This is a genomic window from Trichocoleus sp. DQ-A2, assembly GCF_039961915.1.
Taxonomy (GTDB): Bacteria; Cyanobacteriota; Cyanobacteriia; order Cyanobacteriales; family FACHB-T130; genus FACHB-T130.
In genome coordinates, this window is the sequence record NZ_JAMPKD010000001.1 from 293,762 (window position 1) to 318,117 (window position 24,356).

A 24,356-nucleotide genomic window follows, 5' to 3' on the forward strand; every position below is an offset into this window, starting at 1 on the left:
TCCTTAATTTAAAGTCGTGACTCAACCTGAAGCTTTGCAATCCTTATTAGCAGCGGTTGCCGCTGGTGACGTTAGCCCAGAAGCGGCGTTAGAAAAACTCAAGCATTTTGCCTTTGAACCCGTGGGCGATTTTGCCAAAATTGACCATCACCGCACCTTGCGAACGGGTTTTCCAGAGGTGATTTGGGGGCCAGGAAAAACACCCGAACAGATTGCGGGGATTATGGAGGCGATGCGATCGCGCAACCCTGTCGTCATGGCAACGCGGATTGAACCGGCAGTCTATGCCCAGTTGCAGGAAAAAGTGGCAGGTCTCCAATATTACGCTTCGGCGCGAATCTGTGCCATTTCTCCTGCCACTCTAGAACCCCAGTATTCGGGCACAATTGCCATCCTCTGTGCCGGTACTGCCGATTTATCCGTCGCTGAGGAAGCAGCGGTTACAGCAGAACTTTGTGGCTTCCAGGTGCAGCGCCTCTGGGATGTCGGCGTCGCGGGTATCCACCGCCTGTTAAGTAACCGTCACGTCATTGAATCGGCGAATGTGCTAATCGTCGTTGCCGGGATGGAAGGTGCTTTACCCAGCGTCGTCGCTGGTTTGGCTGATTGTCCCGTGATTGCAGTTCCCACCAGTGTCGGCTATGGTGCGAGTTTCGGCGGACTTGCGCCACTCCTGACAATGCTAAACTCTTGTGCAGCAGGGGTGGGCGTAGTGAATATTGATAATGGCTTCGGTGCGGCTATCTTAGCTGGACAAATTTTGAGAACGGCGCACAAACTGAAATCATCTGAGCAGTAGATTGGTACTGCCCGCTCATGCTATGCGGGCGAGCAAATCACTTATATGCTGTTTAATGATGGAGAGATTTTGATGATATTTTTACCCATCAGCGAAACCCGATGCCTACCTCCAAGACAGAATCAAAGCAACTTCTAGAACGCTTAATTTTTGAAGATGAACGTCCTAAAGATTGGGTACAAGATGTTTGGGGATTGAGTCCCACTTTGGGAGAAAGTGCTGCAAAATTGTTAGAAGTTTTTGAAGCGTTGATTGAGTGCTGTCCTGAAGAGAAGTTAGAAAATTTATTGCAAACTTTGTATCAGGATTCGCTTGAGTAATTATTTTAATTAAGGACGCGATCGCACTTTTCCTGAGATAAAAGCGATCGCCATCAGGATGCGATCGCTTCTAGGGAACTTGCGGGCAATTTGCTTAAGAGATTACCCGCCTTACACCAGACCACAGCGCTTGAAACTTAAGCAGCTTGGTTAGATTCATTCAAGGCAGAACGCTTATTCAGCGATAGCATCACGCGCGAAACTCCTGTAAACAGAACGCTGACACCTACTAGCGTTCCAATCAACCAAGGGGCATTGAAGGGCCACTGGAACCAAATCATTGCGCCCAACACTAGCGTAATGATGCCGTCTGTCAATACCCATGTCCAATTCTGTTGCGGACGCACCCGGAATGCCAGGATCAGGTTGAATACACCTTCTGTCAGCAAAAAGCTACCTAGCAACAGAGTCAGCGTCAAGACACCTGTTAAGGGGTAGAAAAATAGCATCACGCCTGTGGCAATGTAGAGGGCGCTCAACAGGAGTTTCCAAATGAAACCGCCTTGCTCGCGAGTTTGAAAGGCATAGACCGCCTTGGTCGCTCCCGCGCTAGCTAGGATCAAAGCAATCCAAGTCTCAGCGACAATTGTCGAGACATTCGGTACAGCGATCGCAACTATCCCCAGAATAATCAAAAGAGCGCCCGTCAAGAGCGATCCATTAATACCTTTGTTCTTGTTGATGTCAGTAGAAACGTCGGTTGTCATACAAATTTTTTTTCTATGCACGAGTGGGCTATATGTTCAGGCTAAGAAATTTCTCATGAACTGGATAGAACCTTAAGGTAGACCACCCCGCCACACCAAGCTCTACCCCCTGATATAGTTTGCGATCGCATTTTTCCATGAATTTGTGAGAGCGATCGCTTATTCTGGCTCCTCTGGTACTTTAGACTTGATGGGAAACCTAGAATAAAAGGTAAAGCTTGTCTGATTCTGCTCTTGGAGGCTGCCGCAATGGTACAAATACCCTCTAAATCCCTCACCTTAGAAGAGTTTTTGAAACTCCCAGAGACCAAGCCTGCCAAAGAGTATATCAATGGTGAGGTGATTCAGAAACCAATGCCTAAAACTCGCCACTCCAGGGTTCAGGGAAAGTTAACGGGTACAATCAATGACGTTGTTGAGGAACAGCGGATTGCCTATGCTTTTCCGGAACTACGGTGTACATTTGGAGGACGGTCAGTTGTTCCTGATATTGCCGTTCTTCGCTGGAACCGAATTGAATTTGATGATGACGGCGAACCTGTAGATGATGTATTAATTGCTCCAGATTGGACGATTGAGATTTTATCTCCAGAACAAAGTTCAAATCGAGTAACGGGTAATATTTTGCACTGTCTCAAGCATGGTTCCCGGCTTGGATGGCTAATCGATCCGAGCGATCGCTCTGTACTAATTTTCCTACCTAACCAACAACCAGAATTATGTCAAGGAAGCGATCGCTTAGCTGTTTTAGACGGCATTGACCTGGAATTGACCGCAGAGCAAATTTTTGACTGGTTAAGAATGAGAAGTTAAACGGTTAGGTTTGTCGTGCGGAAGCGCTCGCACTTATCGAATTTGCCGCTAACTCCATTCAAGACTCACTGCATAACATCGGTATCCACTTGAATATTGTGAGAGTCCGCTGTTTGCCTTCCTTTTCTATGAATTATGAATGTTGACCAGTTATCAAGAAATCAACCTCGGTAATATTACGGTGGTCTAAGAGTTTACCTTTAAAATACACTATGTGCAACAAGAATTAACTCAAAAATAAAAATAGTATGAATTCAGAAATAGAGCAGCTCCTGCAATGGATTGCCAATATTAGAATTAAAGGCTTCGGTTTTCTTCCTTCCGCAGAACAAGTAGCACAAAATCACTTAGCAAAAGCTAGTAGTGTAGAAGATGCAATTAACTCTGTAATTGCATGGCGTACTACTTCTGCTGCTGGAACAGGATTTATAACTGGCTTAGGAGGAATTGCTACATTACCATTAAGTATCCCAGCTAGTTTAGCGATATCTTATGCATTAGGAGCAAATACTGCTGCAATTGCAAAACTTCCTGGGTACGATATCAACTCGGATCAAGTAAGGACTATGGTACTGCTATCTTTGATCGGGGAAGCTGGAGAAGAAGTTCTACGTACAGCAGGTATCGCGATAGGAACTAAAGTTGCTAAAAATATAATTAATCAGATTCCTGGAAAAGTTCTAATTGAAATTAACAAAAAAGTTGGATTCCGGTTAATTACAAAAGCTGGAGAGAAGGGAGTGATTAACCTTATGAAATTCGTACCTATAATTGGCGGAATTGTCGGAGCTACTTTTGACGCGGGATTTGTTAATGCTTGTGGGCAAAGTGCCAAGAGAGTATTTTGCTAACATTGGACAGATAACGAGCACGCTTGGGGCTAAATTATTCTGTAATTCCCTTCATTGCCCCTTCTACATTTTCCAACTGTGAAATTTTGAAATACGGCAGTAGTCTATAGAATAGACTCCCATAATCAGTTATTCTAACAGCCAGCCAAATATTTCGCCTACCGTCAAGCGGAGTTCGCTAGCAAATGAAGGGACGGGAAGTTGCTGTTCTGGCTCGTCAAACACCTCTGGTTCTTGCTTGGGTTGATAAACAAATATAGTTTGTTCGTTTGGGTCAATTAGCCAACCCATTTGTGTTTCATATCTGAGAGAATGCAGGATTTTTTTTGTGACTTTCGTAGCACTTTGGTCTGGAGATAAGATTTCAATTATCCAATCAGGAGCTACTTGAAATACATTTGCTACACCGCCATTTTCCTTGCGGGGAATTCTCTCCCAGGTAAATACTGCTACATCTGGTACGATTGACCGTCCACCAAACGTACACCGCAGTTCTGGAAATGCTCGTGCAAGTTTTTGGGGCTTAACAACAGCATTAACAGCAATAATTAGTTCACCTTGGAGCGTACTATGTTCTCCCTGCGGCATTGGCTTTTGAATAATCTGACTATCAACGTACTCGCTGGCGGGTTCAGTTTCTGGTAGAGCCAAAAACTCTTCTAAAGTAAGAGGTTTAGCGGGTGTTTGTACCATTTGAGGTTACTCCCATTTATGCTGAATGCAAATATAGCTACGCAGGGTGAGCCTTACCTACCAAAACCATTGAGACTGATCGTTACCTATCCTCAACTTACCCGCCGTAACCAGCCAAATACGTGCTCAACTGTCAATTCTAATGGGATATCTTGGGGGACAGGCAAGCGATCGCTATCTCTCAGCAATGCCATCCGAGCATCTGACCACAGCACAATAATCACTCGTTCTGTCGGATCGATAAGCCACCCTAATTGAGTTCCTTCTTGCAGGCAAGTTTGAATTTTAGCAATCAATTTAGTGGTGCTTTGATCGGGTGAGAGAATCTCAATCATCCAATCAGGGGCACCTTCAACAGCGATATTCTCAGAAGGGACTCGGTCTTGGTGAATAACGGTAATATCAGGAACAACAGAATTACTACTTAAGATGCAGCGTAGCTCTGGAAAAGCTTCATAGGGTGAATCCGCTTGGTCAATTGCAGCCGTCAGCCGTTTCTGCAAGATGCTGTGGAAAGCTGTGGGCATAGATTTTTGATTTATTTGTCCGTCCATTAACTCCCAAGCTGGCGACTCCTCAATATTCGGCAGCTTCAGGAAGTCTTGCAGTGTGAGCCGTTGGGTAGTGGTAGCCATCAAGATTCGTAAGATTGCTTGTTACTTAGCGGTTAAAGCTAGGGTTGCGATAGGTATTGCCCACCGCAACCTTTGAGACTTATAGATTGAGTTTAACCAAGGCAGCGAGAATTGATGCTCAAAAGCGATCGCGTAACTTATGCCCCACAAGCGCGGCTTCTCTTGCCTACACTTTAAACTTCTCGGTAATCCGCTTCATTGCCTCATTCACATTTTCTCGGCTATTAAATGCCGAAATGCGGAAGTAACCTTCACCCGCAGCACCGAAACCAGAACCAGGAGTACCGACAACATTGCAGGTTTGCAGCAACTTATCGAAGAAATCCCAACTTGATAAACCATTGGGCGTTTTCACCCAAACGTAAGGCGCATTTACGCCACCATAAACCGCTAATCCGGCTGCTGTCAGTTGTTCGCGGATAATTTTGGCGTTTTCCATGTAGAAGCTAACTAGAGCCTTAGTTTGCGCTTGTCCTTCCTCGGAGTAAACCGCCTCTGCTCCGCGTTGCACGATGTAGGACACGCCATTAAACTTGGTAGACTGGCGGCGGTTCCACAGCTTCCACAGTTCCACATCGGAACCATCGGCGGCTTTGGCTTTAAGGGTTTTCGGCACAACCGTCAACGCACAGCGGGTTCCGGTAAAGCCTGCATTCTTGGAAAACGAGCGAAACTCGATCGCACAATCTCTTGCACCTTCAATCTCGTAAATTGAATGGGGAAGTGCTGGATCGGTTATAAATGCTTCGTAAGCCGCATCGAAGAAAATGATCGAGCCATGAGCTTTCGCATAGTCTACCCACGCTTTCAGGTGTTCCTTTGTGGCAGTTGCTCCCGTAGGATTATTGGGGAAGCAGAGATAAATTAAGTCAACTTTCTGCGAAGGAATCTCGGCGGTGAAATTGTTCTCTGCGGTGATAGGTATGTACACCAAGCCGCCAAACTCGCCTTTATCGTTAGCAGCGCCAGTGTGTCCCGCCATCACGTTGGTGTCTACATACACGGGATAAACCGGATCGGTGACAGCGATCGCGTTATCGTCGCCAAAGATATCGAGAATGTTACCCGTGTCGCACTTAGAACCGTCAGAGATGAAGATTTCGGAAGCATCAACCTCGCATCCACGCGCCTGGAAGTCATGCGCCGCAATTTTCTCCCGCAACCAAGCATAACCCTGCTCTGGGCCATAGCCTTTGAAGGAACCGCGATCGCCCATATCTTCAACGGCTTTAATCATCGCCGTGCGACACGCTTCTGGTAGGGGTTCGGTGACATCGCCAATCCCCAGCCGTATAATTTTTGCGTCAGCATTTGCCTCTGCGAAGGCATTCACCCGTCGCGCAATTTCGGGAAACAGGTAGCCAGCTTTGAGTTTGAGGTAGTTATCGTTAATCGTTGCCATGTTGAATCGCCACGAACGCCGTAAAATAGCTTACTGCCATTTGTCGCGTTAACGACTCCAAGATGTTGTCTTTATGCAGCTCGCCTATCCTTTCTCTCATCAATCTTCTACCAAAGATTCCACCACGAGCAGACATTTAAATTTTCTATCTGCACGTAAAGACAAGTGCGATCGCTTTACTCAAATCTTGACACTACAAGAAATCCCCGACATTGCTGCCAGGGAATCGTGGTGTTTGGGCTAAGTAGATTACTCAATTGTCTAGATATCTACCTGAATTGCTAATCGGTTTTCCTTCAGTCAAAGCGTAAAATTTCACCATTGTTGGCACGCGAATAGTTGACTGCTGCCACTAGGTCGAACTGTTGATTGAATACAGAAATAAATCCAGCTTTGTTGGTAAGTTGCATCGAATTAGGACTTGACCGACTGACAAAAAAGCGCTTGATTTCGTTAGGTGCCAGGGTGCCTCTGAGTGGCTCAGGTCGAGCAGATTTATCCCGCATTTCCCAACCCGTCAAGTCAATTGATTCGTTAGTTACATTCTTTAATTCAACCCACTCATCCCTTGCGCCATCGGCACCTTGTGGATTAGGTAACGCTGCTACGATGAGGACGGCACCGTCATTTTTGATTTCATCTACTGGCACAACTACCGTATCATCAATTTCCGGTTCTTGTTTACCGTCACTGCCGAGAAATTCTGGGTAGAACGAGCGAATGAATTCTCCACGACTGCCCTCTTGAGTAATACTCCGATACAGCACTATATTGTAATTAGCGCCGTTAATAGTAGTAAATCGCCGATCGTCTTTTTTAAACTTGTTGTGAATGCTTTCGTAGTAGGCGACTGTTCCCATCGCAATTTCACACTCAGGACTCGGCCCAACAAAGAATCCGCCTTTCTTCTTGAACAACTGAGCAATCACCTTACCATTCATGTCGGTAAGATTCCATAACATCTGTAAAGTGACAACATTAGGATTGTCAGGGCCTTGGTTGCCTTGCAAATCAAATTTATAACCAAGGAAGTTGACATCCCGAACTTTCTCGTCCTTATAAAATTTTATCCAGGAGTGATAGCCGGAAATTTCGCCCAGAGTTGGTGTTCTATCTCTGGTAATTCTGAAGTTAGCGTCAAATTTGGCTTCTCCGACAAAAACGTGTTCAAAACCTGAGCAGAAATGAGTTGACTTGCCTTTATAGTAATTGGTGAATAATTCAAACCAGATTTGTTGCAGTTTGGTTCGGAATTGTTGTTCTGAAAGGTTTTCGCCTAGCTCTTTATTGATATATTCGCGTGCGATTTTAATTGGTTCTGTAGGCAAAACTGTATCAATAAAATTATCTATTTCTCTTTTTTCTTCTTCATTTACGATCTCCTGGGTACGGTAATTTGCCACGTAGTTGTTCAATAACTTGATAAAACTGGCATAGGTAGGCAAATCGAACTTTTCTTCGTTCACCTTATGAAACAAAGGTCGGGTAGCTAGGTCGATGTTACGCTTACCCTCTGCCTGCACCTGCACGTCCAAGAGAATGTCTGCCTGCGGGTTTTCCCAACTGTCAACATCCTGACGAGGGCTAACAGAACACCCGTTTTTGTCGCTTTCCCATATTCTTTGATAGATGTCAATCATGAATGTGTCTCCTATGTAAAAAGTTATGAGTCAGAGTCATTGGTCATTAGTTATTAGCCAAACTTTTTCCAAAGTTTGGCTAAATATCAACTGATGCGAAACTTGAATGCTTGAGTTAGGGCAACTCAAATTCTGCAATAACTGGTGCGTGATCTGATTCTGGAAACTGCTTATCTGTGGCAAAAGCAATTGACTCGTCGTGCAGCAATTCGTTGTGAATTTCCGAACCTTTGTAGTGTGCCAGCAGCATCCGAGATACCAGCACATGGTCTAACATCCTGCCTTTGCCACGATGTAACAAGGAGAACCGGGCAGGCTCAGGTATGCTTCGTTCGCAGGGCACCATAACACGCTTGATTAGCTTGCCATTGCCAGTATTCTCTACATCTCCGCGAATCGCTTCCAGAGGCACTTCATCAACTTCGGCATTGAAATCGCCACAAACGACGATGAGGGCGTCCTCATTGGCATCGAACAATTGATCTATCAGTATCCGCGTTTCCAAAGCTTGTCCAACTCGCTTCATGGAAGCAACGAAGAAACCTTCAGCCCAGCCAGAAGCAGTCTTCCAGGTGGAGTTGTTTATCTTCTGTCCGAGAATGTCCGCTGGTAGTTTAGATTTTAGGTGGACATTAATGACGTTGAGAACTTGATTGTCAGGTAGTTGAACCTTGGCGTGCAGGATGGGGCGTTCCCAGGTGATTTTTTCTGCTTCTGTTTCAGGTGGGTTTGCTGTCACCTTTTGGTAGAAAGGGGCAGGGGCGAATTTGTGCTTGTATTGCTGGTATTCGATAATCTCGAAGCGACTGAGAATTACCAAGTTGCGCTCATCAAAGACTTGCTCCCCGTTCGCTATCGTTGTGGATACTTGTTGATAGTTTGTGTAGGGCGTTCCTTCTAAAAGTTTCTTCAAAGCCAGCAGCCGTCGAGGTTGTCCCGGTTGCTCTTGTCCGTTAGCTTCTTGGAGGCATAAAATATCGGCATTCAGCCTAACCAGTTGAGGACGCATCACGGCGATGCGCTCATCCAGTGTGGGCGTTTCTCCAGGCTTGTCGTCCAGGTTCTCTAGGTTGAATGTGACGATGCGTAGTTTGGTTGACATAGATTACGCCTCGAAGTGCTGTTCAGGTACTTCCAGATGGCTTAGAACGGTTCCGGAAATTTGCGGAGGTGAAAGTCTGGAAGCTTGGTAGAAGTCGCTAGAGCTAAGTGATATTACTTATGTATAATTGCTGAGCAAAGCCACTGGGGATAGGCATAAGAATCCTGCGATCGCAATCCCGCTCCGCGATAAGTTTGAAATACTTGGCTGGCTACCGCTTGAAGATTATCCATCGACTTGTCATCCTCGCCTGTCGCTTCAAAAGCTAGACTCCACCAATCCTTGCCATTAATCTGTAGCTGAGTGAGTTCAACAGTACAATCTTGGTAAACACGCTGCGATCGCTTCTTCTTCACACTCAGCCACGACTCTTTTCCCACCACCTCTGCGGGAATAAAGCATTTTGAGATGGGATCTTCACAAGTCCACTTCGCCCATTTCCCTGCTTTCCCCTCTACCAAATCCCCAAAACGCAGCACTTTTAATTCGGCTTGACGCCACTTGATTTCCAGCTTTCCTTGCCGCAGTTTGATACCTAGGTAATCACTGTTAGGTAAGTATAAATACCAATCTTCTCGGTCTTCTGGTGACTTTATCTGTCCACCGAGGCTATCTTGATTGAACCAGCGTTCAATCTCTATGGGGATTTTGCTGGGATAAAACCAGCGCATTTCTATCGTGTTTAGCATCAGTTTGTCTCGTCCGAAATGTTGAGTTGCCGACTTTGAGGCGCTGCGAACGAGAAAAAATTTATTGCCATATTGATTGTAAAGAGGGGTAGAAATTTCATAAAACTATAGTAATTTTAAATAGCTCCAAAATGCGAGATTCCCAACTTTTCCTAAAGCTCAGGAATCTGAACCGTTGGAATCTTACAACTCAAATAGGACGGCTATAGAGGTAAAAGCTGGAATTTATTTTTTAAGTAATAGGAGCATTTAAAAATGAACTTAATGCATTAAATCAATGCTTGCTTTACATTTTAATCTGGGGTAAGAGTTGATTGAGAAAAGTTTCTATTATTCAAAATAAAGCACGCACAGCCTCTATACTGATTTATCAGCAAATTTAGTATCGCCACCTAGGTCGGTAAACTGGCTTGTGAAGCTTAAAGCCGTCTACGTTTAGAAAACAAGCCAGGAAACAAAGTTAGTTAGTGTGGGTCAAGGGTGTCGGGTTAAAATTGAGTAAAAGTGATTTAAATGATGTTAATAAGTATTTTAGAGCAGGCTACTGTTGCCGCACAGCAAAAAAACTGGTCATTGCTAAACCAATGCTTGCAGCAACTGCCACTTAACAAAGAAGAGGGAAGGCAGGGAGAGCCGTTAACAGGAGAAGATTCTAACTCGCTTTACTTAGAGCAATTACTGAATCTGGCTTTAGATGTACTTGACGCAGGGGATTTTCAGGAACGGTGGGAAGTGGCGAAGGTGTTACCCAAACTAGGGAAAGGCGCGATCGCCCCTTTGATTTCGATCCTGAAAGACGAAGACGCCGACTTGGAGGAGCGCTGGTTTGCGGGTCGCATCCTGGGCGAATTTGACAATCCTGCTGTCATCACCGCCTTAGTAGAGCTGCTGAAAACATCTGAGGAGGAAGAACTCACCGTGTCAGCAGCGGCTGCTTTAGCGAATATCGGATCTCCGGCTGTAGAGGCTTTGAGCGAACTATTAGCAGAGTCAGAGACACGGCTGTTAGCCGTGCGATCGCTTGCTCAGATCCGCCGTTCGGAAACGATTGCGCCTCTCCTGAACGTGGTTCAAGATCCCCAATCTGCGATTCGAGCCGCTGCGATTGAAGCACTGGGTAGCTTTCACGACAGCCGGATTCCACCAGTATTGATGGATGCCTTGCAAGATCCCGCCGCACAAGTGAGAAAAGAAGCGGTAATTGGCTTGGGGATGCGCTCTGATTTGCTAGAACAATTGAATCTAGTAACTCAGCTACAACCCCTGCTATTTGACTTTAATTTGGAAGTTTGTCAGCATAGTGCGATCGCATTAGGACGACTGGGAACAGATGAAGCCGCCGCTGCCTTGTTTCAGGTACTCTCATCCCCGAATACACCGCTTAGCTTGCAAGTAGACATCGTGCGATCGCTCCCCCAAACAGCAGCCGCCTTGGAGTATTTGCAACAAGCTCTTTCTATTGAGTCTCCGGTGCTATGGCAGGAAATTGTCACCGTTTTGGGGCGAGTGGATTCTCCAAAATTAGTCCCAACATCTGCTAAAATCCTGCTGACAGCACTTGAATCAGAAAGCTCAACTGCTCAAGATCCCAAGGTTAAACAAGCGGTGGCAATGGCATGGGGACAGTTAGGAGATGCCATTGCGATCAACCAGTTAATTGAACTGTTAGCAGATCCTGATGCAGGGGTAAAACTGCACGCGATCGCTGCTCTCAAAAAATTTCCCATTGCTTACCAGCAATTACAGCAACTCGCTACCACCGAAAATATCACCCCAGAATTAAAAGAAGGGGTAGCGATCGCTTTAAAAGAATGGACAGTGAATAGTTAATAGCCACTCGCTATTAGCTATTCACTATTAACACGGAAGCGTTACGGTAAAAGTTGTTCCTAACCCAACTTGGCTATCCACCGCTATCTTGCCTCCGTGTATTTCTACGCACCTTTTTACAATCGCCAGCCCTAAGCCAGTTCCAGGAATTTTGCCAACATTTTTGGCTCGATGAAATGTTTCAAAGAGTCGCGCTAAATCTGCTGGAGGAATGCCAATCCCTTCATCTCGAATTTGAAAAGTTGCCTCACCATGCTGGCAATTCAATTCAAACTGAACAATGCCGCCTTGGGGGGAATATTTAATTGCATTTGATAACAAATTATTCAAGATTTGTCGCAGCAATTTTTCATCTATAGAAACGATTGTCTCAAATTCGTTTTCAGTGACGGTCAAACATTCCAGATTAGAACCTTGAAGAGAGTAATTATCAGTATTGAAATTTTCAAGTTTGAATGGCGTTTGATTACTGACAAAATTTATCTCGTGCTGATTGCTAGCACTCAGTTGGATTTCTTCTACCAAATTGCGGCAGAATTCTGTTAGATCGAGGGGGACTGGATTAAATTCTGATTTTCCGGCATCTGCTCTGCCGATTAAAAGCACATCTTCTAACAGGTCGGTCATATTTCTAACGATGTCTTTAATCCGCAGCAAATATTTGCTTTTTTTCTCCTGAGACCATTCATTAGAGCAATGTTCTAACATATGGGCAGAAAGAGAAATTGAGGTCAGCGGATTGCGAAATTCGTGGGAAACCATTGACACAAAGCGAGATTTCAATTCACCCAATTGTCGCTCTTGTTCCAACGCCTTGTGAATTTCTTCTTCTGCTTGCTTGCGAACGGTGATGTTGCGAATAATGCTAGTAACGAGAAATCCTTGCGGGGTTTCGATGTGGCTGAGGCTGACATCTACGGGGAACTCAGTGCCATCCTTGCGTCGGGCAAATAGCTCAAACCCCACTCCCATCGGTGGGACTTGAGGTTCACAACAGGAATCAGTGCGTTCTCGATCGTGTACGCGCCGGATGTAATCGGGTAGCAACATCTCCAGAGTATTGCCAAGCAATTCATCGCGCTCATAGCCAAACATTTTCTCAATTTGAGTGTTAACGAGAACGATGCGATCGCTTGCGCCAACAATCGCGATCGCGTCTGGTGCTGCTTCTAGAAATTGCCGGAATTTTTCTTCGCTTTGTCGGAGTTGGGCTTCTGCTTGCTGATGCTTGACTATTTCCTGTTGCGATCGCTCATTTGTCTCCTTTAACTCAGCATTGCGCTGTTTGAGATCCCACGAGAGTTGTCGCGTCCGCAACAACATCTTCACCCGCGTCTGCAACTCCATCTTCTCGATGGGGATTGTGACTAACTCATCAACACTCTTCCACGGGTGTCGAGTCATCAACCCCACATCCTGACGAGGAACGATCAACAAAAATGGCAGAAAAACTGGTAATTCAGTGGCTTTTCTAGCTTGCACCTCTTCCCAAAACTGCTTTAGAGCCACGCTATCTAAGACGCATAGGTCAAAAGCTGTGTTCAGGATTAAAGACTGAGGGCTAAGCGGTAAGGGTAGAACAGTACCCTGCCCGTGCTGAGTGCTGAGCAGCGCAGCCAGGGTGGGGAAACCCCGTTCCGGCTGAGAACTGAGAAGACGCCAATTTATCCCATTTCTACAGGACTGAGGATTGAGTAAAATTTCTCTGTTGTGTTCCTGCTCCTTAGCTCCTCGGCTCCCCGTCTCTTTTTCGTCAGGTAGCAATACTTCGTGATCCCCAGCAAGCCACTCTGAGAGCAGGCGGCGGTTTTCTTTTTGCTCTACAAGCAACAAAATCCGGCTCATACTTAATCTCTTAGTAGACTGCGAACGATCACTAGGAACTTTTTGACGACTAGCGGTTTAACTAATGTACTTTGCATTCCGTGAGCTAGGTTTTGCTGCTCAATCGCGACACTTTGCTTAGGCAAGAGTAGTAGAAAGGGTATTTGCCGATCCCGAATTCGTTCGCAGCATTTCCAAACACGCCGGTAAAAACCGTCTATGTCCACCAGCGCCAAACCGATTGCTTTTGACTGGCATAGGGCTAGATCGAGTGCCTCTAAAAGGTTAGCACTTTTGACACAATCCCCTTCTTTGCCGAGGAATTGAGCCACAAGTTCCAGGTAGCACGGGTTTCGCTCTGCCGCCAAAATAAACGGTCGCTCCTTCAAATTTCCCCCTTTGTTTTGGGTTCTCTCTAGTGCTATCGTAATTCAGTCATAAGTGCCGTGATATGGCTCACAATGGCTCAATATTCAGTTATTTGGATCTTGCGGTTAGCCTGAAATCGGATAAATTTTGAAGCGATCGCTTCCTTCCTCTTTTGCTACAGATAGCATCTTTTGCGCCTCAGCAATCAAGGCTTGTGGGGTGGAATTTCTCTCAGGAATTAACGTGGCAACCCCTAAACTGATAGTTACTCGGTCGCCAATCGGAGAATTCACGTAGGAAATGTTTACATCTGCCACATTTAAACGCATTGCCTCTGCCACGACAATCGCCCCAGAGCGATTGGTATCGGGGAGAAGTGTCACAAATTCTTCACCCCCATATCGGGCGACAACGTCTCCACATCTTTTCACAGCAGCACTTAAAGCTTTTGCAACTTCTCTCAGACAATAATCGCCTCGCTGAAGTCCGTAGGTATCCTTAAAATCTTTAAAAAAATCAAGATTAATCATAATCAACGACAGAAACCTTGCCTCTCTTGCTGCACGTCTCCATTCCCGTTCTAAAATTTCTTCAAAATGATGGCGATTCGCAATTCCTGTCAGCGCGTCTCTAAAAACTAGGTCATCTACCTTTGGGTTAGACTTCTGTAAATCGGGTGCCGCTTTTAATAGCCGGTTGTCGCGGGCTTTCTCAAGCTCAAATTTAGCTCTGTGTTTCAAAATCGAACTAACTCGCGTCAGTAGTTCTGTTTTACCGATGGGTTTGATCCGATGATCGGCAGCACCAGCGATCAGTGTAAACTGCCAGTCCGTTGAGCCAGACTGGTTAGAAAGCATCAGAATGGGGATTGCCTCGTGCCGCAGCCATTCGCAAATCCGACTGTCTAGACTAGAGATATCTACGATAGCGAGACTGATTTGTGCAGAATGTCTCAAAGCTTGCTCAAACTCCTCCAAGCTGTCAGCGGTGAGGATTGGATATCCTTCCTGAATCAAAAGTTGTGCGATCAGTTGCAAGTTGTGGTGGTTTCGGCTGGCGACTAGGAGCGAGGTTTGTTTCTTCATGCTGATTCATCAGAGACTGCTAAGGGGTATCTTTTTCATCACTCATTTTGATGCGATGCCGTAGGCGATCGCTTCGCTGAGTATACGATTGGCGTATATCGTATTTATTTCCAAGGGTTTTCCCGTTCATGCTATGGTAAGACCCGCTTGTGCCACCCTGACTAAGCTGCTGTATCAAGCCCTACCAAAACAGTTAAGCAAATCCGCTAAATTCATTTCATCGGCTTTAAATGTAATTTAGGCTACATATCATGCGACTAGAGCAGTTGCAAGCCTTTCTAGCAGTTGCTGAAACCGGCAGTTTTCAGCAAGCGGCGCGAAAGTGTGGGTTCACTCAGTCCACTATTAGCAGGCAAATCCAGTCTCTGGAAACGGATCTCGGTATTTCCCTGTTTCATCGCACGGCTCAGGCAAAGCTAACAGTCGGAGGCGAACGCTTTTTGCCCCGCGCCCGCAAAATTTGTCAAGAGTGGCAACAAGCCACGCAAGAATTAGCAGACTTGTTGGCAGGAAAGCAACCCGAACTCTGTGTAGCGGCGATTCACTCGGTTTGCGCCCAATACTTGCCGTCCGTGTTGCAGCAGTTTTGCCGAGATTACCCGGCGGTGCAGCTGCGGGTAACTTCGCTTGGAAGCGATCGCGCTCTCAAAGTCTTGCGAGACGGAATGGTTGATGTCGCGATCGTGATGAATAACCGCTTTTTAACGGCTAGCCCGGATATGGTGGTCGATGTCTTATACAATGAACGCATCGAAATCTTGATGGCGGCAAATCATCCTCTGACTAAGTACCAACAGGTGCCCTGGTCAGAACTCGTTCACTACCCGCAAGTGGTATTTAAGGATGGGTACGGGATGCAACGCTTGGTACAAGAGCGATTTTTGCGGCAAGGCGCTAATCTTCAGGCGGTGATGGAGTTAAATACGCTTGATGCCTTTCGCGGTGTCGTGCGGCAAGGAGAATTGATTGCCCTTTTGCCCCAGTCAGCTTTGGTAGATGCGCGCCAGGATGCAACGCTGGCGATTCGAGTCATTGATTCCACACCCGCGCCAGGGACGCCAAACTTAGCCGACTCGCTGGCAGATCCCAGCTTGTCTCGTCAGGTAGTGATGGTAACAACGCGCGATCGCTTGCTGATTCCCCCCATTCAGCACTTTTGCCAGATGGTACGCGAGTTAGTCCCGATGCAATTTGCAGGAGCGATGGGCAACACAATAATCTGTTCGGATGCTTCTATACCTGTTAACTAATGGTTAATGGCTATTGCAAAAAATCTTTTGGGAATTAGCCATTCGCAAAAACTGATAACGATTGACTACGACAAAATACTATGAGTAATGAGTTCAGGGAAATTCTGCGAAAAGTGGGTAGTGGCGTCCATACGGGCGAAAATATAAGTCGCTCCGAAGCTGAGGAAGCGACACGGATGATGCTCCTACAGGAAGCAACACCAGCGCAGATTGGAGCATTTATGATCGCCCATCGGATTAAGCGTCCCACCGGCGAAGAATTGGCAGGGATGCTAGACGCCTACGACGCACTAGGGCCAAAACTGCAACCCATCGGCTCAGAACGCCCGGTTATCGTTCTGGGGACGCCCTACGATGGGCGATCGCGCACGGCACCCATAACGCCACTGACAGCTTTAATCTTGGCAACCGCTGGACAGGCGGTGGTGATGCACGGGGGCGACCGGATGCCTACCAAGGAAGGCTTGCCACTGATTGAGATTTGGCAGGCGTTGGGTGTCAATTGGGCTGAGTTATCCCTCCCTGTCGTCCAGCAGGTGTTTGAGGCAACCCAACTCGGATTTGTTTATTTGCCCAAGCATTTCCCCCAAGCGGCAGGACTGGTTCCCTACCGCGACCAAATTGGCAAACGTCCACCCCTTGCAACGATGGAGTTAATGTGGTGTCCCTATGCAGGGGAAGCTCACGTTGTGGCGGGGTTTGTCCATCCTCCCACGGAAGGGATGTTTCAAGACTCTTCGGCATTGCGAGGCAACCCCCAGTATTTCACAGCGGTGAAAGGATTAGAAGGTAGCTGCGATTTACCGCGCGATCGCACGGCGATTATTGGAACTTGGCAACCCGGTTCGTCTCCGCAACGCCTCCTGCTTCATCCCCGTGACTACGGCTTTGAGGGAAAGGAAGTCGCCCTAGACTCCGCAACTGAATTGGTACAAGAAATGCAAGCAGTGCTGCAAGGTAACAAGAGCGAACTTATGCAAGCAGCCATCTGGAACGGTGGTTTTTACCTGTGGCATTGCGGTCTCGCCCCAGATTTATCATCCGGTTTAACTCAGGCAGAAACTTTATTGGGTAGCGGTCAAGTTGCCCAGAAACTACAGGATATTAGTCAGGTGATTTCTTCTTTAAGTTCTTCAGTCTTCAGCAGTCGGTAGAAGGAGGATTAGGAAAATAGTTTTGAGTTTTGAGTTTTGAGTTTTGAATTTAAGAACTCTTTTTTCACTCATTCCTCTTTTCCTAAAGTAACAAAAGAGGGATAAAAACTCTGATTACCAGAAAAAAGTTTTGAATTTTGAATTAGAGAACTCTTTTGTGGCTCAAAACTCTACACTCTCATGACCGATTACTCAACGGCTAAAATCATTCCTTCACGGGCGAGTAATCCATTCGGAAACGCCGACTGGATTTGTCCTTCTACTTGGTCGAGAAAGTCATCGCTGTAGTCTGGTTCGTAGCTAAACATCACCAATTTTTTGACGTTAGCCGCATCAGCGGCTTTAACGCAGGTTTGCCAGAAGGGATTTTCGCAGGGTTGAATCGCAAAGTCACCTGCATGAGAAGACTCACCGTTTGCCCCCAAACCTTGGTCTAGTTCCGGGGAAGTCGCATTGCAAATGAGTAAATCGGCTTCACGGGCTAAGTGCAGCAGATTTTCATCAAGGGCATTCGGATCGTTGTCTGCACCCGTAGCGTAAACAGCCGTGTGTCCCTGCCAGGTAACTCGGTAGCCTATTGTCCGCAGGGAATTGTTGGTTAAACAGGTTTCAATCGTGATATCGTCTACCGCGAGCGTCTCGCCGGGAGTTAGATCGTAGAACTGTAGTTCTGATTGCATCACCTGTATAGGGACTGGAAAATTCGGAGGCGTCATCTGGTCGCTGAGACTTTGTTGAATCGATGCTCCATCAGATCCTGCTGCCCCATAAATATGAAAACAATTGCCCTTAATAAAGGCAGGAACGAAAAAAGGAACGCCTTGAATGCGATCGCTTTGGGAGTCGGTAAAGAATACGTAAGCTTCCACCGGCATTTGACGCAGTAATTGATTACCCAGTAACCGCAAGCCGGTGCCGCCATCAAAAATTAATCGTTTGGAGCCTACCCGCATTTCCACACAGGGAGTATTGCCGCCGTAGCGAAGCGTCTCCTTGCCAGCGGCGGCAATTTTGCCCCGCACACCCCAAAACTGCACCACAAACTCTGCGTCAGCTTGGGTTGACTGACTTGCTGTGGGATTGGAGATTTGAGGATTTGGTGCCGCTGGTTCTTTTGAAGACATATATTCGCTCAAGAAGTTAGCTGCACGCTTAGCAGATCGTCGTAGCGGCGGACTTCTATTAACCGATTTTGTCCGTCTACGAGGACAACTTTAGGTTGATAAGTTTTCAGTTCTTCTGGGCTAAATTGCCCGTAGGTCATGATGATTAAGCGATCGCCCTTCATGCCCAAACGAGCCGCCGCACCATTGAGTTCGACTGCCCCTGAATTTGCCGGTGCCGCGATTGCATAAGTAATCAAGCGCTCTCCATTCGAGACATTCACGACTTGTACCTGTTCATAAGGTAGTATACCTGCGGCATCCAACAGGGTTCTATCAATACTGATACTCCCTACATAGTCAAGATTTGCCCTAGTAAGCGTGCAACTATGAATTTTTGATAGAAGAAGCGATCGCTGCATACAAGAAAGGTAATTAACACCATTGAGAAAGTGCAAGGCGCTGATTGCTTCTCCTGCTATGCCTGCACTTTCCTCATGTTGTATCTATCAGCACTAGGGTTCGGCGCATGAAAAGTTTTCTCAGCTAAAGCTGATTCTAACGTTCTCAAACCACTTCATCCCTCAATTTTTTCCTAGTTCGCTCACCTAGCGCTCGTAGACCTACCCTTTGCTGCCAGCTTTAATACATTGTTCCACCAGCGGCATCACTTTATCGACATCTTGCCAACCCAGAATTTCTGTGACCTTTTTCTCTAAGTTCTTGTAGGTCTTGAAAAATTCTGCGATTTCGTCTAGTCGGTGTGGCGCAAGGTCTTTGAGAGATTTGACTTGGGCATAGCGCGGATCTTTGTCGGGAACGCACAGAATTTTTTCGTCCCGATCTCCCCCGTCAATCATCTCTAACATTCCGATAGGTCGCGCTTGAATAACACACCCTGGAAATGTTGGCTCTTCCATTAACACCATGCCATCCAGGGGATCGCCATCATCTGCTAGGGTGTTGGGTACGAAGCCGTAGTCATAGGGGTACTGCACCGAAGAATAAAGCACCCGATCTAGGGCAAAGGCTTGTAAGTCCTTATCGTACTCGTACTTATTTTTGCTACCAGCGGTAATTTCAACCAGAACGTTAATGAGACCTGGTTTGGGTTGAGCAGGAATGCGTGTTAAATCCAAAACGTTTCTCCAGTTTCTCCAAGCAACACAAAGTATTGGGGGTGCCCTGATGTTCAGTTTGAAGGCTGTAGAGGCTTAACGTAGTTACTTTACAGCCGCTACGAATCGCACCCGTTGTTGAAGGAGGAATCAGAATATTCCTCCTTCATCCTTCATCCTTTCAGATAGCCCTTGTGAGCATTCTACGGGAAGAAGGTCAACACAGAATCTTCTGTTTACCCAGATTCCAGGATTACGCGATATCCATTTGTTGTATCTTGAAGGTCAGTCTTCGGGTATCGGGATTGAATAGCTGGTTTGCTGCTGCAAGCTTTGAGCGCCGCTTGGAGAGTAGTGAGCGATCGCAAACACAGGTAAGGTCAAGGTCAACAAAGCAATTGCAGTTCCTAGTAACTCTGCCCACCTTTGCGGAGGAGGTTGGTCAGAAGAGTTAGAGGACTGGCTACTTAATTCCATAAAAAGATAATTGCAAACTCAACACGATCAAATGAAACAGTGAAAAGAGGGGAAATTTTGAACCTCCTCTGTTCTTAATTCTAGCGAGTTCTTCTAAGCTGTCTGTCGTCTATTAAACAATCTCAACCTATAGATAGGTGCTATCAAACACACTGATAGATGTCAACCGTCTTTGGGAATAGAAGATTGAAGCTTAAAAGGAGGAGAAATTTTAGGTTAGTTTAAACATTTAACTTGCAAGTTGTTAACTTGCAAGAATCGGGGCTGAATTCTAGTGCCCGACGAAGCTATGATGCATAAAAGAAGCTCACACCGGAAGATGGAGTGGTAGCCATGTACCTTCCCACTGCCCTTGCCGACGAACTCAAGCTCTACCTAGAGCAACTGGCTGATCAGGGAGAGACACAAGCGCAAACCCTGTTGACTCAAATCGAACAAGTTGCGACTCCTAGCTCAACGCTGACAACGCTAACGGATATGGAGCAAGAAATGTCTTCCACACCTCCAGAAGGGATGGGTTTGAGGTGTTGAACACTAATGCCAACAGCAAGACGTTCCAATAGCAAGACGAAGCTTTGTTCCTTGTCCGTCAGTAGTAGGTGGTAACGATTTTTTCCCTATCCGCTACTCACTACCCCATTATCGATTCTGATGTCTCAGCCTCCTCCCAAGCCTCCTATAAGATCGACGGACGCCAAGTCAGCTAGAATTAAGCGCCTGCGATCGCTTACTTATATTCTGGATAATGCGATCGCGATTCCGGGAACTTCCTACCGCGTGGGCATCGATCCTCTACTTGGACTGCTCCCTGGAGGCGGAGATATACTAGGAAGTGCCTTGTCAGGCTATATCGTGCTGGAGGCAGCGCTGCTGGGACTACCGCGCGAAGCTTTGGTGCGGATGGTGCTAAATATTATTTTTGAGACTTTAGTTGGCACTGTGCCGGTGTTGGGGGATTTCTTTGACGCTACCTGGAAAGCGAATGCTAAAAACATGATGCTTCTAGAAGCTCATCTCGCTTCTCCTCGGCAGAGTCAAAAGGCAGATTGGTGGTTTATCATTCTGCTGTTGGGTGGGTTGATGCTCTTTGTGATTTGCATTGCTGCTTTCAGTCTTTTTATCCTGAATCTGCTGTGGCAAACGATAACTAAATAAAAATTAAAAATTAAAAACTTTAATTCGTTTCTCCTTTCCAATCTGATATTTTTAATTCCTTGCAAGCAAAGTTTATTGGCTAACCCTTGAATTCGATTCTCAAGGGAATTGTACAACAGATGAGTAAGAAAGACTGGTGGGAAGCCACATTTCCAAACGGGCGTCAAACGATAACCATTTCTGATGCTAACGGGAATCCTGTAAAAATTGCTTATGGCGAAAAAGGTACAGGTAAACCGCTATTTTTAGTGCATGGAATGGCGAGCTGGAGCTACAATTGGCGTTACGCGATTGAGCCATTGTCACAACATTTTCGCGTTATCTGTTTCGATGCGAAAGGACACGGTTTTTCCGAGATGCCATCACACCCGGAAATACTCGGTCATCAATCGCTCGAACTAGAGCAGATCGTGCGAGCGTTATGCGATGAACCGGCTGTTGTGGTAGCCCTATCTTTGGGGGCATTAGTGACCCTCGCCACCGCCCAAGCGCATCCAGATTTGTTCGATCGATTAGTTGTAATTAATGTACCGATTTTCCTCAAACGATTGCCATTTTGGGGGATGCAGTTATTAGCAGATTTGCCGTTAGATTTAGTTAAGATAGCGGATCACTTGCGCGTGACTCAACTATTTGCACCGCTACTGTGGCAAATTGTAGCCTTCGGGCGTCGGGAAGTTGTAGTGGATTGGACACGAATTACACCCGAAGAAGTTTACTGGATTACTTATCCGTATGTCGAATTTCCGAATGCTTTGACAAAAACTGCCGAGGATTTACAACACGCAGCGCAAGAAATTCAGCGTTTGGTAAAGAATGAACCGAATTTAATTCGTAACGTCCAAGATAACCTGAGTGCGATCGCCTGTCCGACTCTAATTCTTTGGGGCGATCAAGATCAATGGTTCCCAGTTGCTGATGGCAAAAAACTTCATGCCTGTATGCCCAGCTCTAAGTTTAAGATTATCCCCGACTGCGGTCATGATGCGGCGGGAAGTCACGCAGATGCGATCGCGTCCGAGATTCTTGAGTTTATGCGCGATACAGATTTTCTAAATTCAGAATCTTTGTATCGTTTTTAGCAGTAAAGTTACCCTAAGTGTTGTCCATTTAATTCCAAACTCCACTAGGTGCAGGGAGATCCCGCACCTACTAGCTTATATAAACAAAGTCCGCGCCGTCGCCAAAGGCAAGCGATGAGAGAGATGTGTCGCCGTATTGTTAGGTTGCGATCGCTTTCCCGCCAGTTATGATAGTTTCTTCTCTGCTTGGAACCTCAGCCAGTTCTTAAATACGACCGATTTAGGATTCAACTGTTCAACCAAAAGGATGAGCCAAATTAATCCACCAGTAGTAGGCTGATTAGTAATAATTCGCTTATATTTTTAAATACACTTCGCACTCTAGTTTCAGAGGTAACTTCAGAAGTGATAAATATGTCCTTGTCTTTCATCATGCCGCTAGCGATTACCTTGCTAGCTGTTTATATCCTTCAAAATTCTGCTGACGAAATTTCCTATCTCGCCGCCGCAATTTCTCTTGTTGGTTTATTTGTAAGTTTGGTTGTAGCGCCTTGGCAAATTCAGGTATTGCTGCTATTGGTCGTACTGCTAAGCGCAAGACGACTTTTGCAGCAATGTCAGCCTGTAGTCGATGCTCAATTTGACACGCAATCTGAGCCTAAGATTGAGCCTCAACCTGAATTTCAGGAAGACGACAAGACTCAACTCAGCTATCGCGGGATTAACTACGAATCCACCTCTTCAACTGTTGAAGTAGCAGAAGTTGAAGTTACAGGAAAATACCGGGGTCAGGTTTGTAAAGTCCGCAAAACAGAAAATATGCCGGTGTCTCAACCGACATCGGGATTAAAATATCGAGGCGCTACCGTGATTTCTCAAGCTTCCCCTACACCTCCGGTTGAAGAATCAAAACAAACGCCAGAATCTTAGCCACAGATGCAACGGTAGCAATTGAGCGAATTTTGCTGCAAGCAACCTGCACTTAAAATATGCTGTTGCTCTGGTTGGATTAGGGCGATTGCTTAAACAGAAACTCTCCTCGCTGCAATTCGCGGACGACCTCCACAGGTTTCTGGAGTACGCACAATTAATGTCCCGATGTCGGTGATAGTTGACATATTTACCTCTGTAAGACTTGGCTTATATTTTAACGTTGCAGCGATCGCGCTTTTGTGCTAGAGAGTCTGCGGCTACGGGTTGTGTCATAATAAGGCGATCGACCCCCATAGAGCGCTACTAATGGTGCAATCACCCGAATCTCCCAGCGAACTGGCTGCTGCCCTTCAGAACCCAGTCGATCTAAATTTCGATCTGCCCAATCCAGAGGATGAGCAGATTCCAGAGTTTGAGTTTCAGAAGCTGGTAGACAATGCTTGGCTGGTGTGCGATCGCTTCGACTTGCAGACAGAAATCTGGCGGGGGCGGATTTTGCGAATCGTGCGCGATCGAGAGAAACAAGGCGGTGACGGACGCGGTACCGGATTTCTCAATTGGCTGAAAGAACGGGAAATCAGTAAAAGTCAGGCATATTCCTTAATTCAACTGGCAAATAGTGCTGATACCCTCTTAGAGGAGGGACATCTTGACCCGGATGCGATTCGTAGCTTCAGCAAACGCGCCTTCATCGAAACCTCTAAGGCTTCTCCAGAAATCCAACAACTGGTGACAGATGCGGCAAATAAAGGCGATCGCATTACCAGGCGCGAAGTGCGGCAACTCTCCGACGAATGGACAGCGATGAATTCAGAATTGCTACCTGATGAAGTCAAGGAAAAGGCAGCCGCGGGTTCTCTTCCCCCTCGATTTCTGTCTCCTCTGGTGCGGGAAATGGAGAAATTACCAGAATCTCACATCAGCGCCCTGAAAGAGGAAGTCGCCGGGAACCCGGATGTCGATACGGTTAAACAGGTAACATCGGATGCCCGGAATTTATCTAAATACCTAGACGCCGCCGCCCAAGTCCAGGCAATTGAGCGCACCTCTATTGACGTGGAAATGGCATTAGAGGAAGCTTTGCGTCTGGGTTGTCTAAATACCGCCGCCGATATGGTGAAGCAGGCGGCGCAACTGGAACAGACGATTGCCAAATTTTACATGACCTGGAAGCGGCTGGGCAGTCTGACCGATAGGCTGTATGTAGATACTGGTGCAAGTAGCCCTCATTTGCGATCGCTCCTTTCTTGTTTGGAACGCCTTGCGGGTGAAGTTGTGGAGGTGAGTTTGGATGATGAAGGCGATCGCACGATTCGCCTCAAAGTCATCGCAGATAACGCCTAAAACGCTCTCTTCAGAGGCGATTAATCGCGTTTCTCCAGAAA

At 46.4% G+C, this 24,356-nt stretch carries 27 protein-coding genes and 1 pseudogene; 13 read left to right on the forward strand and 15 right to left on the reverse strand.

All coding sequences use genetic code 11. The features are described from left to right. Positions 1 to 16: 16 nt before the first annotated feature. Positions 17 to 799: a nickel pincer cofactor biosynthesis protein LarB gene (gene larB / locus NC997_RS01225; RefSeq protein WP_190528712.1), complete on the forward strand. Its 783-nt coding sequence runs from the start codon at positions 17 to 19 to the stop codon at positions 797 to 799. 101 nt (positions 800 to 900) lie between these two features. Further along, on the forward strand, positions 901 to 1,119 hold the full coding sequence (locus NC997_RS01230) for a hypothetical protein (protein ID WP_190434334.1): 219 nt from the start codon (positions 901 to 903) through the stop codon (positions 1,117 to 1,119). A 137-nt stretch (positions 1,120 to 1,256) separates the two neighbouring features. Here NC997_RS01230 and NC997_RS01235 read toward each other — a convergent pair whose 3' ends face one another. Continuing rightward, positions 1,257 to 1,826 carry an HdeD family acid-resistance protein gene (locus tag NC997_RS01235; protein WP_190412336.1) on the reverse strand — a complete coding sequence of 190 codons (570 nt, stop codon included), beginning with the start codon at positions 1,824 to 1,826 and terminating at the stop codon, positions 1,257 to 1,259. Between the two features lie 249 nt (positions 1,827 to 2,075). Between NC997_RS01235 and NC997_RS01240 the strand changes: the two genes are divergently transcribed. Together NC997_RS01240 and NC997_RS01245 are read left to right on the forward strand one after the other, a co-directional pair. After that, complete coding sequence (locus NC997_RS01240) at positions 2,076 to 2,639, forward strand: Uma2 family endonuclease (RefSeq protein ID WP_190412337.1); 564 nt, start codon at positions 2,076 to 2,078, stop codon at positions 2,637 to 2,639. 248 nt (positions 2,640 to 2,887) lie between these two features. After that, positions 2,888 to 3,490, forward strand: a complete 603-nt coding sequence (locus NC997_RS01245) for an EcsC family protein (protein WP_190528714.1) — start codon at positions 2,888 to 2,890, stop codon at positions 3,488 to 3,490. A 129-nt stretch (positions 3,491 to 3,619) separates the two neighbouring features. Here NC997_RS01245 and NC997_RS01250 read toward each other — a convergent pair whose 3' ends face one another. From NC997_RS01250 to NC997_RS01260, 3 genes are all read right to left on the reverse strand, one after another. After that, positions 3,620 to 4,183 (reverse strand): Uma2 family endonuclease, encoded by a 564-nt coding sequence (locus NC997_RS01250; RefSeq protein WP_190528716.1) that lies wholly within the window; start codon positions 4,181 to 4,183, stop codon positions 3,620 to 3,622. A 92-nt stretch (positions 4,184 to 4,275) separates the two neighbouring features. Next, entirely contained in the window at positions 4,276 to 4,818 is a 543-nt protein-coding gene (locus NC997_RS01255) for a Uma2 family endonuclease (protein WP_190528718.1), read from the reverse strand. 166 nt (positions 4,819 to 4,984) lie between these two features. Beyond that, on the reverse strand, positions 4,985 to 6,220 hold the full coding sequence (locus NC997_RS01260; protein ID WP_190528720.1) for an LL-diaminopimelate aminotransferase: 1,236 nt from the start codon (positions 6,218 to 6,220) through the stop codon (positions 4,985 to 4,987). A gap of 73 nt (positions 6,221 to 6,293) precedes the next feature. Here NC997_RS01260 and NC997_RS01265 point away from each other — a divergent pair, with 73 nt between their 5' ends. After that, the gene (locus NC997_RS01265) at positions 6,294 to 6,464 is read left to right on the forward strand and encodes a hypothetical protein (protein ID WP_190528721.1); all 171 of its coding nucleotides are present in this window, start codon (positions 6,294 to 6,296) and stop codon (positions 6,462 to 6,464) included. Between the two features lie 52 nt (positions 6,465 to 6,516). Here the strand turns inward: NC997_RS01265 and NC997_RS01270 are convergent, their stop codons facing one another. The 3 genes from NC997_RS01270 to NC997_RS01280 all read right to left on the reverse strand — a co-directional run bounded on the left by NC997_RS01270 (position 6,517) and on the right by NC997_RS01280 (position 9,651). Continuing rightward, positions 6,517 to 7,860 (reverse strand): lamin tail domain-containing protein, encoded by a 1,344-nt coding sequence (locus tag NC997_RS01270; protein ID WP_190528722.1) that lies wholly within the window; start codon positions 7,858 to 7,860, stop codon positions 6,517 to 6,519. Positions 7,861 to 7,975: 115 nt separating this feature from the next. Further along, positions 7,976 to 8,962, reverse strand: coding sequence for an endonuclease/exonuclease/phosphatase family protein (locus NC997_RS01275; RefSeq protein WP_190528723.1), 987 nt, complete (start codon positions 8,960 to 8,962; stop codon positions 7,976 to 7,978). A gap of 113 nt (positions 8,963 to 9,075) precedes the next feature. Beyond that, on the reverse strand, positions 9,076 to 9,651 hold the full coding sequence (locus NC997_RS01280) for a hypothetical protein (protein ID WP_190528724.1): 576 nt from the start codon (positions 9,649 to 9,651) through the stop codon (positions 9,076 to 9,078). A 513-nt stretch (positions 9,652 to 10,164) separates the two neighbouring features. On the opposite strand from NC997_RS01280, the gene NC997_RS01285 reads away from it, so the two are divergent. Further along, on the forward strand, positions 10,165 to 11,481 hold the full coding sequence (locus NC997_RS01285; protein ID WP_190528725.1) for a HEAT repeat domain-containing protein: 1,317 nt from the start codon (positions 10,165 to 10,167) through the stop codon (positions 11,479 to 11,481). 27 nt (positions 11,482 to 11,508) lie between these two features. On the opposite strand, the gene NC997_RS01290 is transcribed toward NC997_RS01285, so the two are convergent. From NC997_RS01290 to NC997_RS01300, 3 genes are all read right to left on the reverse strand, one after another. Continuing rightward, a complete protein-coding gene (locus NC997_RS01290) occupies positions 11,509 to 13,326 on the reverse strand; it encodes an ATP-binding protein (protein ID WP_190528726.1) in 1,818 nt (605 codons plus the stop codon). 2 nt (positions 13,327 to 13,328) lie between these two features. Further along, positions 13,329 to 13,694 carry a response regulator gene (locus NC997_RS01295; protein ID WP_190528729.1) on the reverse strand — a complete coding sequence of 122 codons (366 nt, stop codon included), beginning with the start codon at positions 13,692 to 13,694 and terminating at the stop codon, positions 13,329 to 13,331. A 105-nt stretch (positions 13,695 to 13,799) separates the two neighbouring features. Further along, entirely contained in the window at positions 13,800 to 14,759 is a 960-nt protein-coding gene (locus tag NC997_RS01300; protein WP_190528731.1) for a diguanylate cyclase, read from the reverse strand. Positions 14,760 to 15,010: 251 nt separating this feature from the next. Here NC997_RS01300 and NC997_RS01305 point away from each other — a divergent pair, with 251 nt between their 5' ends. Together NC997_RS01305 and NC997_RS01310 are read left to right on the forward strand one after the other, a co-directional pair. After that, on the forward strand, positions 15,011 to 16,009 hold the full coding sequence (locus tag NC997_RS01305) for a LysR family transcriptional regulator (RefSeq protein WP_190528733.1): 999 nt from the start codon (positions 15,011 to 15,013) through the stop codon (positions 16,007 to 16,009). A gap of 80 nt (positions 16,010 to 16,089) precedes the next feature. After that, a complete protein-coding gene (locus NC997_RS01310) occupies positions 16,090 to 17,163 on the forward strand; it encodes an anthranilate phosphoribosyltransferase family protein (RefSeq protein WP_190528735.1) in 1,074 nt (357 codons plus the stop codon). Positions 17,164 to 17,351: 188 nt separating this feature from the next. Here the strand turns inward: NC997_RS01310 and NC997_RS01315 are convergent, their stop codons facing one another. The 4 genes from NC997_RS01315 to NC997_RS01330 form a co-directional block, all read right to left on the reverse strand. Next, positions 17,352 to 18,287, reverse strand: coding sequence for an MBL fold metallo-hydrolase (locus tag NC997_RS01315; protein ID WP_190528737.1), 936 nt, complete (start codon positions 18,285 to 18,287; stop codon positions 17,352 to 17,354). Between the two features lie 8 nt (positions 18,288 to 18,295). Continuing rightward, positions 18,296 to 18,688, reverse strand: a complete 393-nt coding sequence (gene panD, locus NC997_RS01320; protein WP_190412855.1) for an aspartate 1-decarboxylase — start codon at positions 18,686 to 18,688, stop codon at positions 18,296 to 18,298. 201 nt (positions 18,689 to 18,889) lie between these two features. Further along, a complete protein-coding gene (locus NC997_RS01325) occupies positions 18,890 to 19,405 on the reverse strand; it encodes an inorganic diphosphatase (RefSeq protein ID WP_190412349.1) in 516 nt (171 codons plus the stop codon). 264 nt (positions 19,406 to 19,669) lie between these two features. After that, positions 19,670 to 19,861, reverse strand: coding sequence for a hypothetical protein (locus NC997_RS01330; RefSeq protein ID WP_190412350.1), 192 nt, complete (start codon positions 19,859 to 19,861; stop codon positions 19,670 to 19,672). 333 nt (positions 19,862 to 20,194) lie between these two features. Here NC997_RS01330 and NC997_RS01335 point away from each other — a divergent pair, with 333 nt between their 5' ends. The 4 genes from NC997_RS01335 to NC997_RS01350 all read left to right on the forward strand — a co-directional run bounded on the left by NC997_RS01335 (position 20,195) and on the right by NC997_RS01350 (position 22,968). Beyond that, a complete protein-coding gene (locus NC997_RS01335) occupies positions 20,195 to 20,392 on the forward strand; it encodes a hypothetical protein (protein WP_190528739.1) in 198 nt (65 codons plus the stop codon). Positions 20,393 to 20,512: 120 nt separating this feature from the next. Continuing rightward, on the forward strand, positions 20,513 to 21,016 hold the full coding sequence (locus NC997_RS01340) for a DUF4112 domain-containing protein (protein WP_190412352.1): 504 nt from the start codon (positions 20,513 to 20,515) through the stop codon (positions 21,014 to 21,016). A 119-nt stretch (positions 21,017 to 21,135) separates the two neighbouring features. Beyond that, positions 21,136 to 22,098, forward strand: coding sequence for an alpha/beta hydrolase (locus NC997_RS01345; RefSeq protein ID WP_190430697.1), 963 nt, complete (start codon positions 21,136 to 21,138; stop codon positions 22,096 to 22,098). 354 nt (positions 22,099 to 22,452) lie between these two features. Next, positions 22,453 to 22,968, forward strand: coding sequence for a DUF4278 domain-containing protein (locus tag NC997_RS01350; RefSeq protein WP_190528742.1), 516 nt, complete (start codon positions 22,453 to 22,455; stop codon positions 22,966 to 22,968). A gap of 95 nt (positions 22,969 to 23,063) precedes the next feature. On the opposite strand, the pseudogene NC997_RS01355 reads toward NC997_RS01350, so the two are convergent. Continuing rightward, positions 23,064 to 23,156 (reverse strand): annotated as a pseudogene (locus NC997_RS01355) (DUF433 domain-containing protein); the annotation flags it as partial. Positions 23,157 to 23,277: 121 nt separating this feature from the next. On the opposite strand from NC997_RS01355, the gene NC997_RS01360 reads away from it, so the two are divergent. Next, positions 23,278 to 24,315: a hypothetical protein gene (locus NC997_RS01360; protein WP_190528744.1), complete on the forward strand. Its 1,038-nt coding sequence runs from the start codon at positions 23,278 to 23,280 to the stop codon at positions 24,313 to 24,315. The last annotated feature ends 41 nt before the right edge of the window (positions 24,316 to 24,356 follow it).

Bases quoted from the DNA above. Each gene is read 5' to 3' on its own strand.
- NC997_RS01230 (WP_190434334.1), top strand. From the start codon at position 901: ATGCCTACCTCCAAGACAGAATCAAAGCAACTTCTAGAACGCTTAATT.
- NC997_RS01235 (WP_190412336.1), bottom strand. From the start codon at position 1,826: ATGACAACCGACGTTTCTACTGACATCAACAAGAACAAAGGTATTAAT.
- NC997_RS01240 (WP_190412337.1), top strand. From the start codon at position 2,076: ATGGTACAAATACCCTCTAAATCCCTCACCTTAGAAGAGTTTTTGAAA.
- NC997_RS01245 (WP_190528714.1), top strand. From the start codon at position 2,888: ATGAATTCAGAAATAGAGCAGCTCCTGCAATGGATTGCCAATATTAGA.
- NC997_RS01250 (WP_190528716.1), bottom strand. From the start codon at position 4,183: ATGGTACAAACACCCGCTAAACCTCTTACTTTAGAAGAGTTTTTGGCT.
- NC997_RS01255 (WP_190528718.1), bottom strand. From the start codon at position 4,818: ATGGCTACCACTACCCAACGGCTCACACTGCAAGACTTCCTGAAGCTG.
- NC997_RS01260 (WP_190528720.1), bottom strand. From the start codon at position 6,220: ATGGCAACGATTAACGATAACTACCTCAAACTCAAAGCTGGCTACCTG.
- NC997_RS01265 (WP_190528721.1), top strand. From the start codon at position 6,294: ATGCAGCTCGCCTATCCTTTCTCTCATCAATCTTCTACCAAAGATTCC.
- NC997_RS01270 (WP_190528722.1), bottom strand. From the start codon at position 7,860: ATGATTGACATCTATCAAAGAATATGGGAAAGCGACAAAAACGGGTGT.
- NC997_RS01275 (WP_190528723.1), bottom strand. From the start codon at position 8,962: ATGTCAACCAAACTACGCATCGTCACATTCAACCTAGAGAACCTGGAC.
- NC997_RS01280 (WP_190528724.1), bottom strand. From the start codon at position 9,651: ATGCTAAACACGATAGAAATGCGCTGGTTTTATCCCAGCAAAATCCCC.
- NC997_RS01285 (WP_190528725.1), top strand. From the start codon at position 10,165: ATGATGTTAATAAGTATTTTAGAGCAGGCTACTGTTGCCGCACAGCAA.
- NC997_RS01290 (WP_190528726.1), bottom strand. From the start codon at position 13,326: ATGAGCCGGATTTTGTTGCTTGTAGAGCAAAAAGAAAACCGCCGCCTG.
- NC997_RS01300 (WP_190528731.1), bottom strand. From the start codon at position 14,759: ATGAAGAAACAAACCTCGCTCCTAGTCGCCAGCCGAAACCACCACAAC.
- NC997_RS01305 (WP_190528733.1), top strand. From the start codon at position 15,011: ATGCGACTAGAGCAGTTGCAAGCCTTTCTAGCAGTTGCTGAAACCGGC.
- NC997_RS01310 (WP_190528735.1), top strand. From the start codon at position 16,090: ATGAGTAATGAGTTCAGGGAAATTCTGCGAAAAGTGGGTAGTGGCGTC.
- NC997_RS01315 (WP_190528737.1), bottom strand. From the start codon at position 18,287: ATGTCTTCAAAAGAACCAGCGGCACCAAATCCTCAAATCTCCAATCCC.
- panD (WP_190412855.1), bottom strand. From the start codon at position 18,688: ATGCAGCGATCGCTTCTTCTATCAAAAATTCATAGTTGCACGCTTACT.
- NC997_RS01330 (WP_190412350.1), bottom strand. From the start codon at position 19,861: ATGGAATTAAGTAGCCAGTCCTCTAACTCTTCTGACCAACCTCCTCCG.
- NC997_RS01335 (WP_190528739.1), top strand. From the start codon at position 20,195: ATGTACCTTCCCACTGCCCTTGCCGACGAACTCAAGCTCTACCTAGAG.
- NC997_RS01340 (WP_190412352.1), top strand. From the start codon at position 20,513: ATGTCTCAGCCTCCTCCCAAGCCTCCTATAAGATCGACGGACGCCAAG.
- NC997_RS01345 (WP_190430697.1), top strand. From the start codon at position 21,136: ATGAGTAAGAAAGACTGGTGGGAAGCCACATTTCCAAACGGGCGTCAA.
- NC997_RS01350 (WP_190528742.1), top strand. From the start codon at position 22,453: ATGTCCTTGTCTTTCATCATGCCGCTAGCGATTACCTTGCTAGCTGTT.
- NC997_RS01360 (WP_190528744.1), top strand. From the start codon at position 23,278: ATGGTGCAATCACCCGAATCTCCCAGCGAACTGGCTGCTGCCCTTCAG.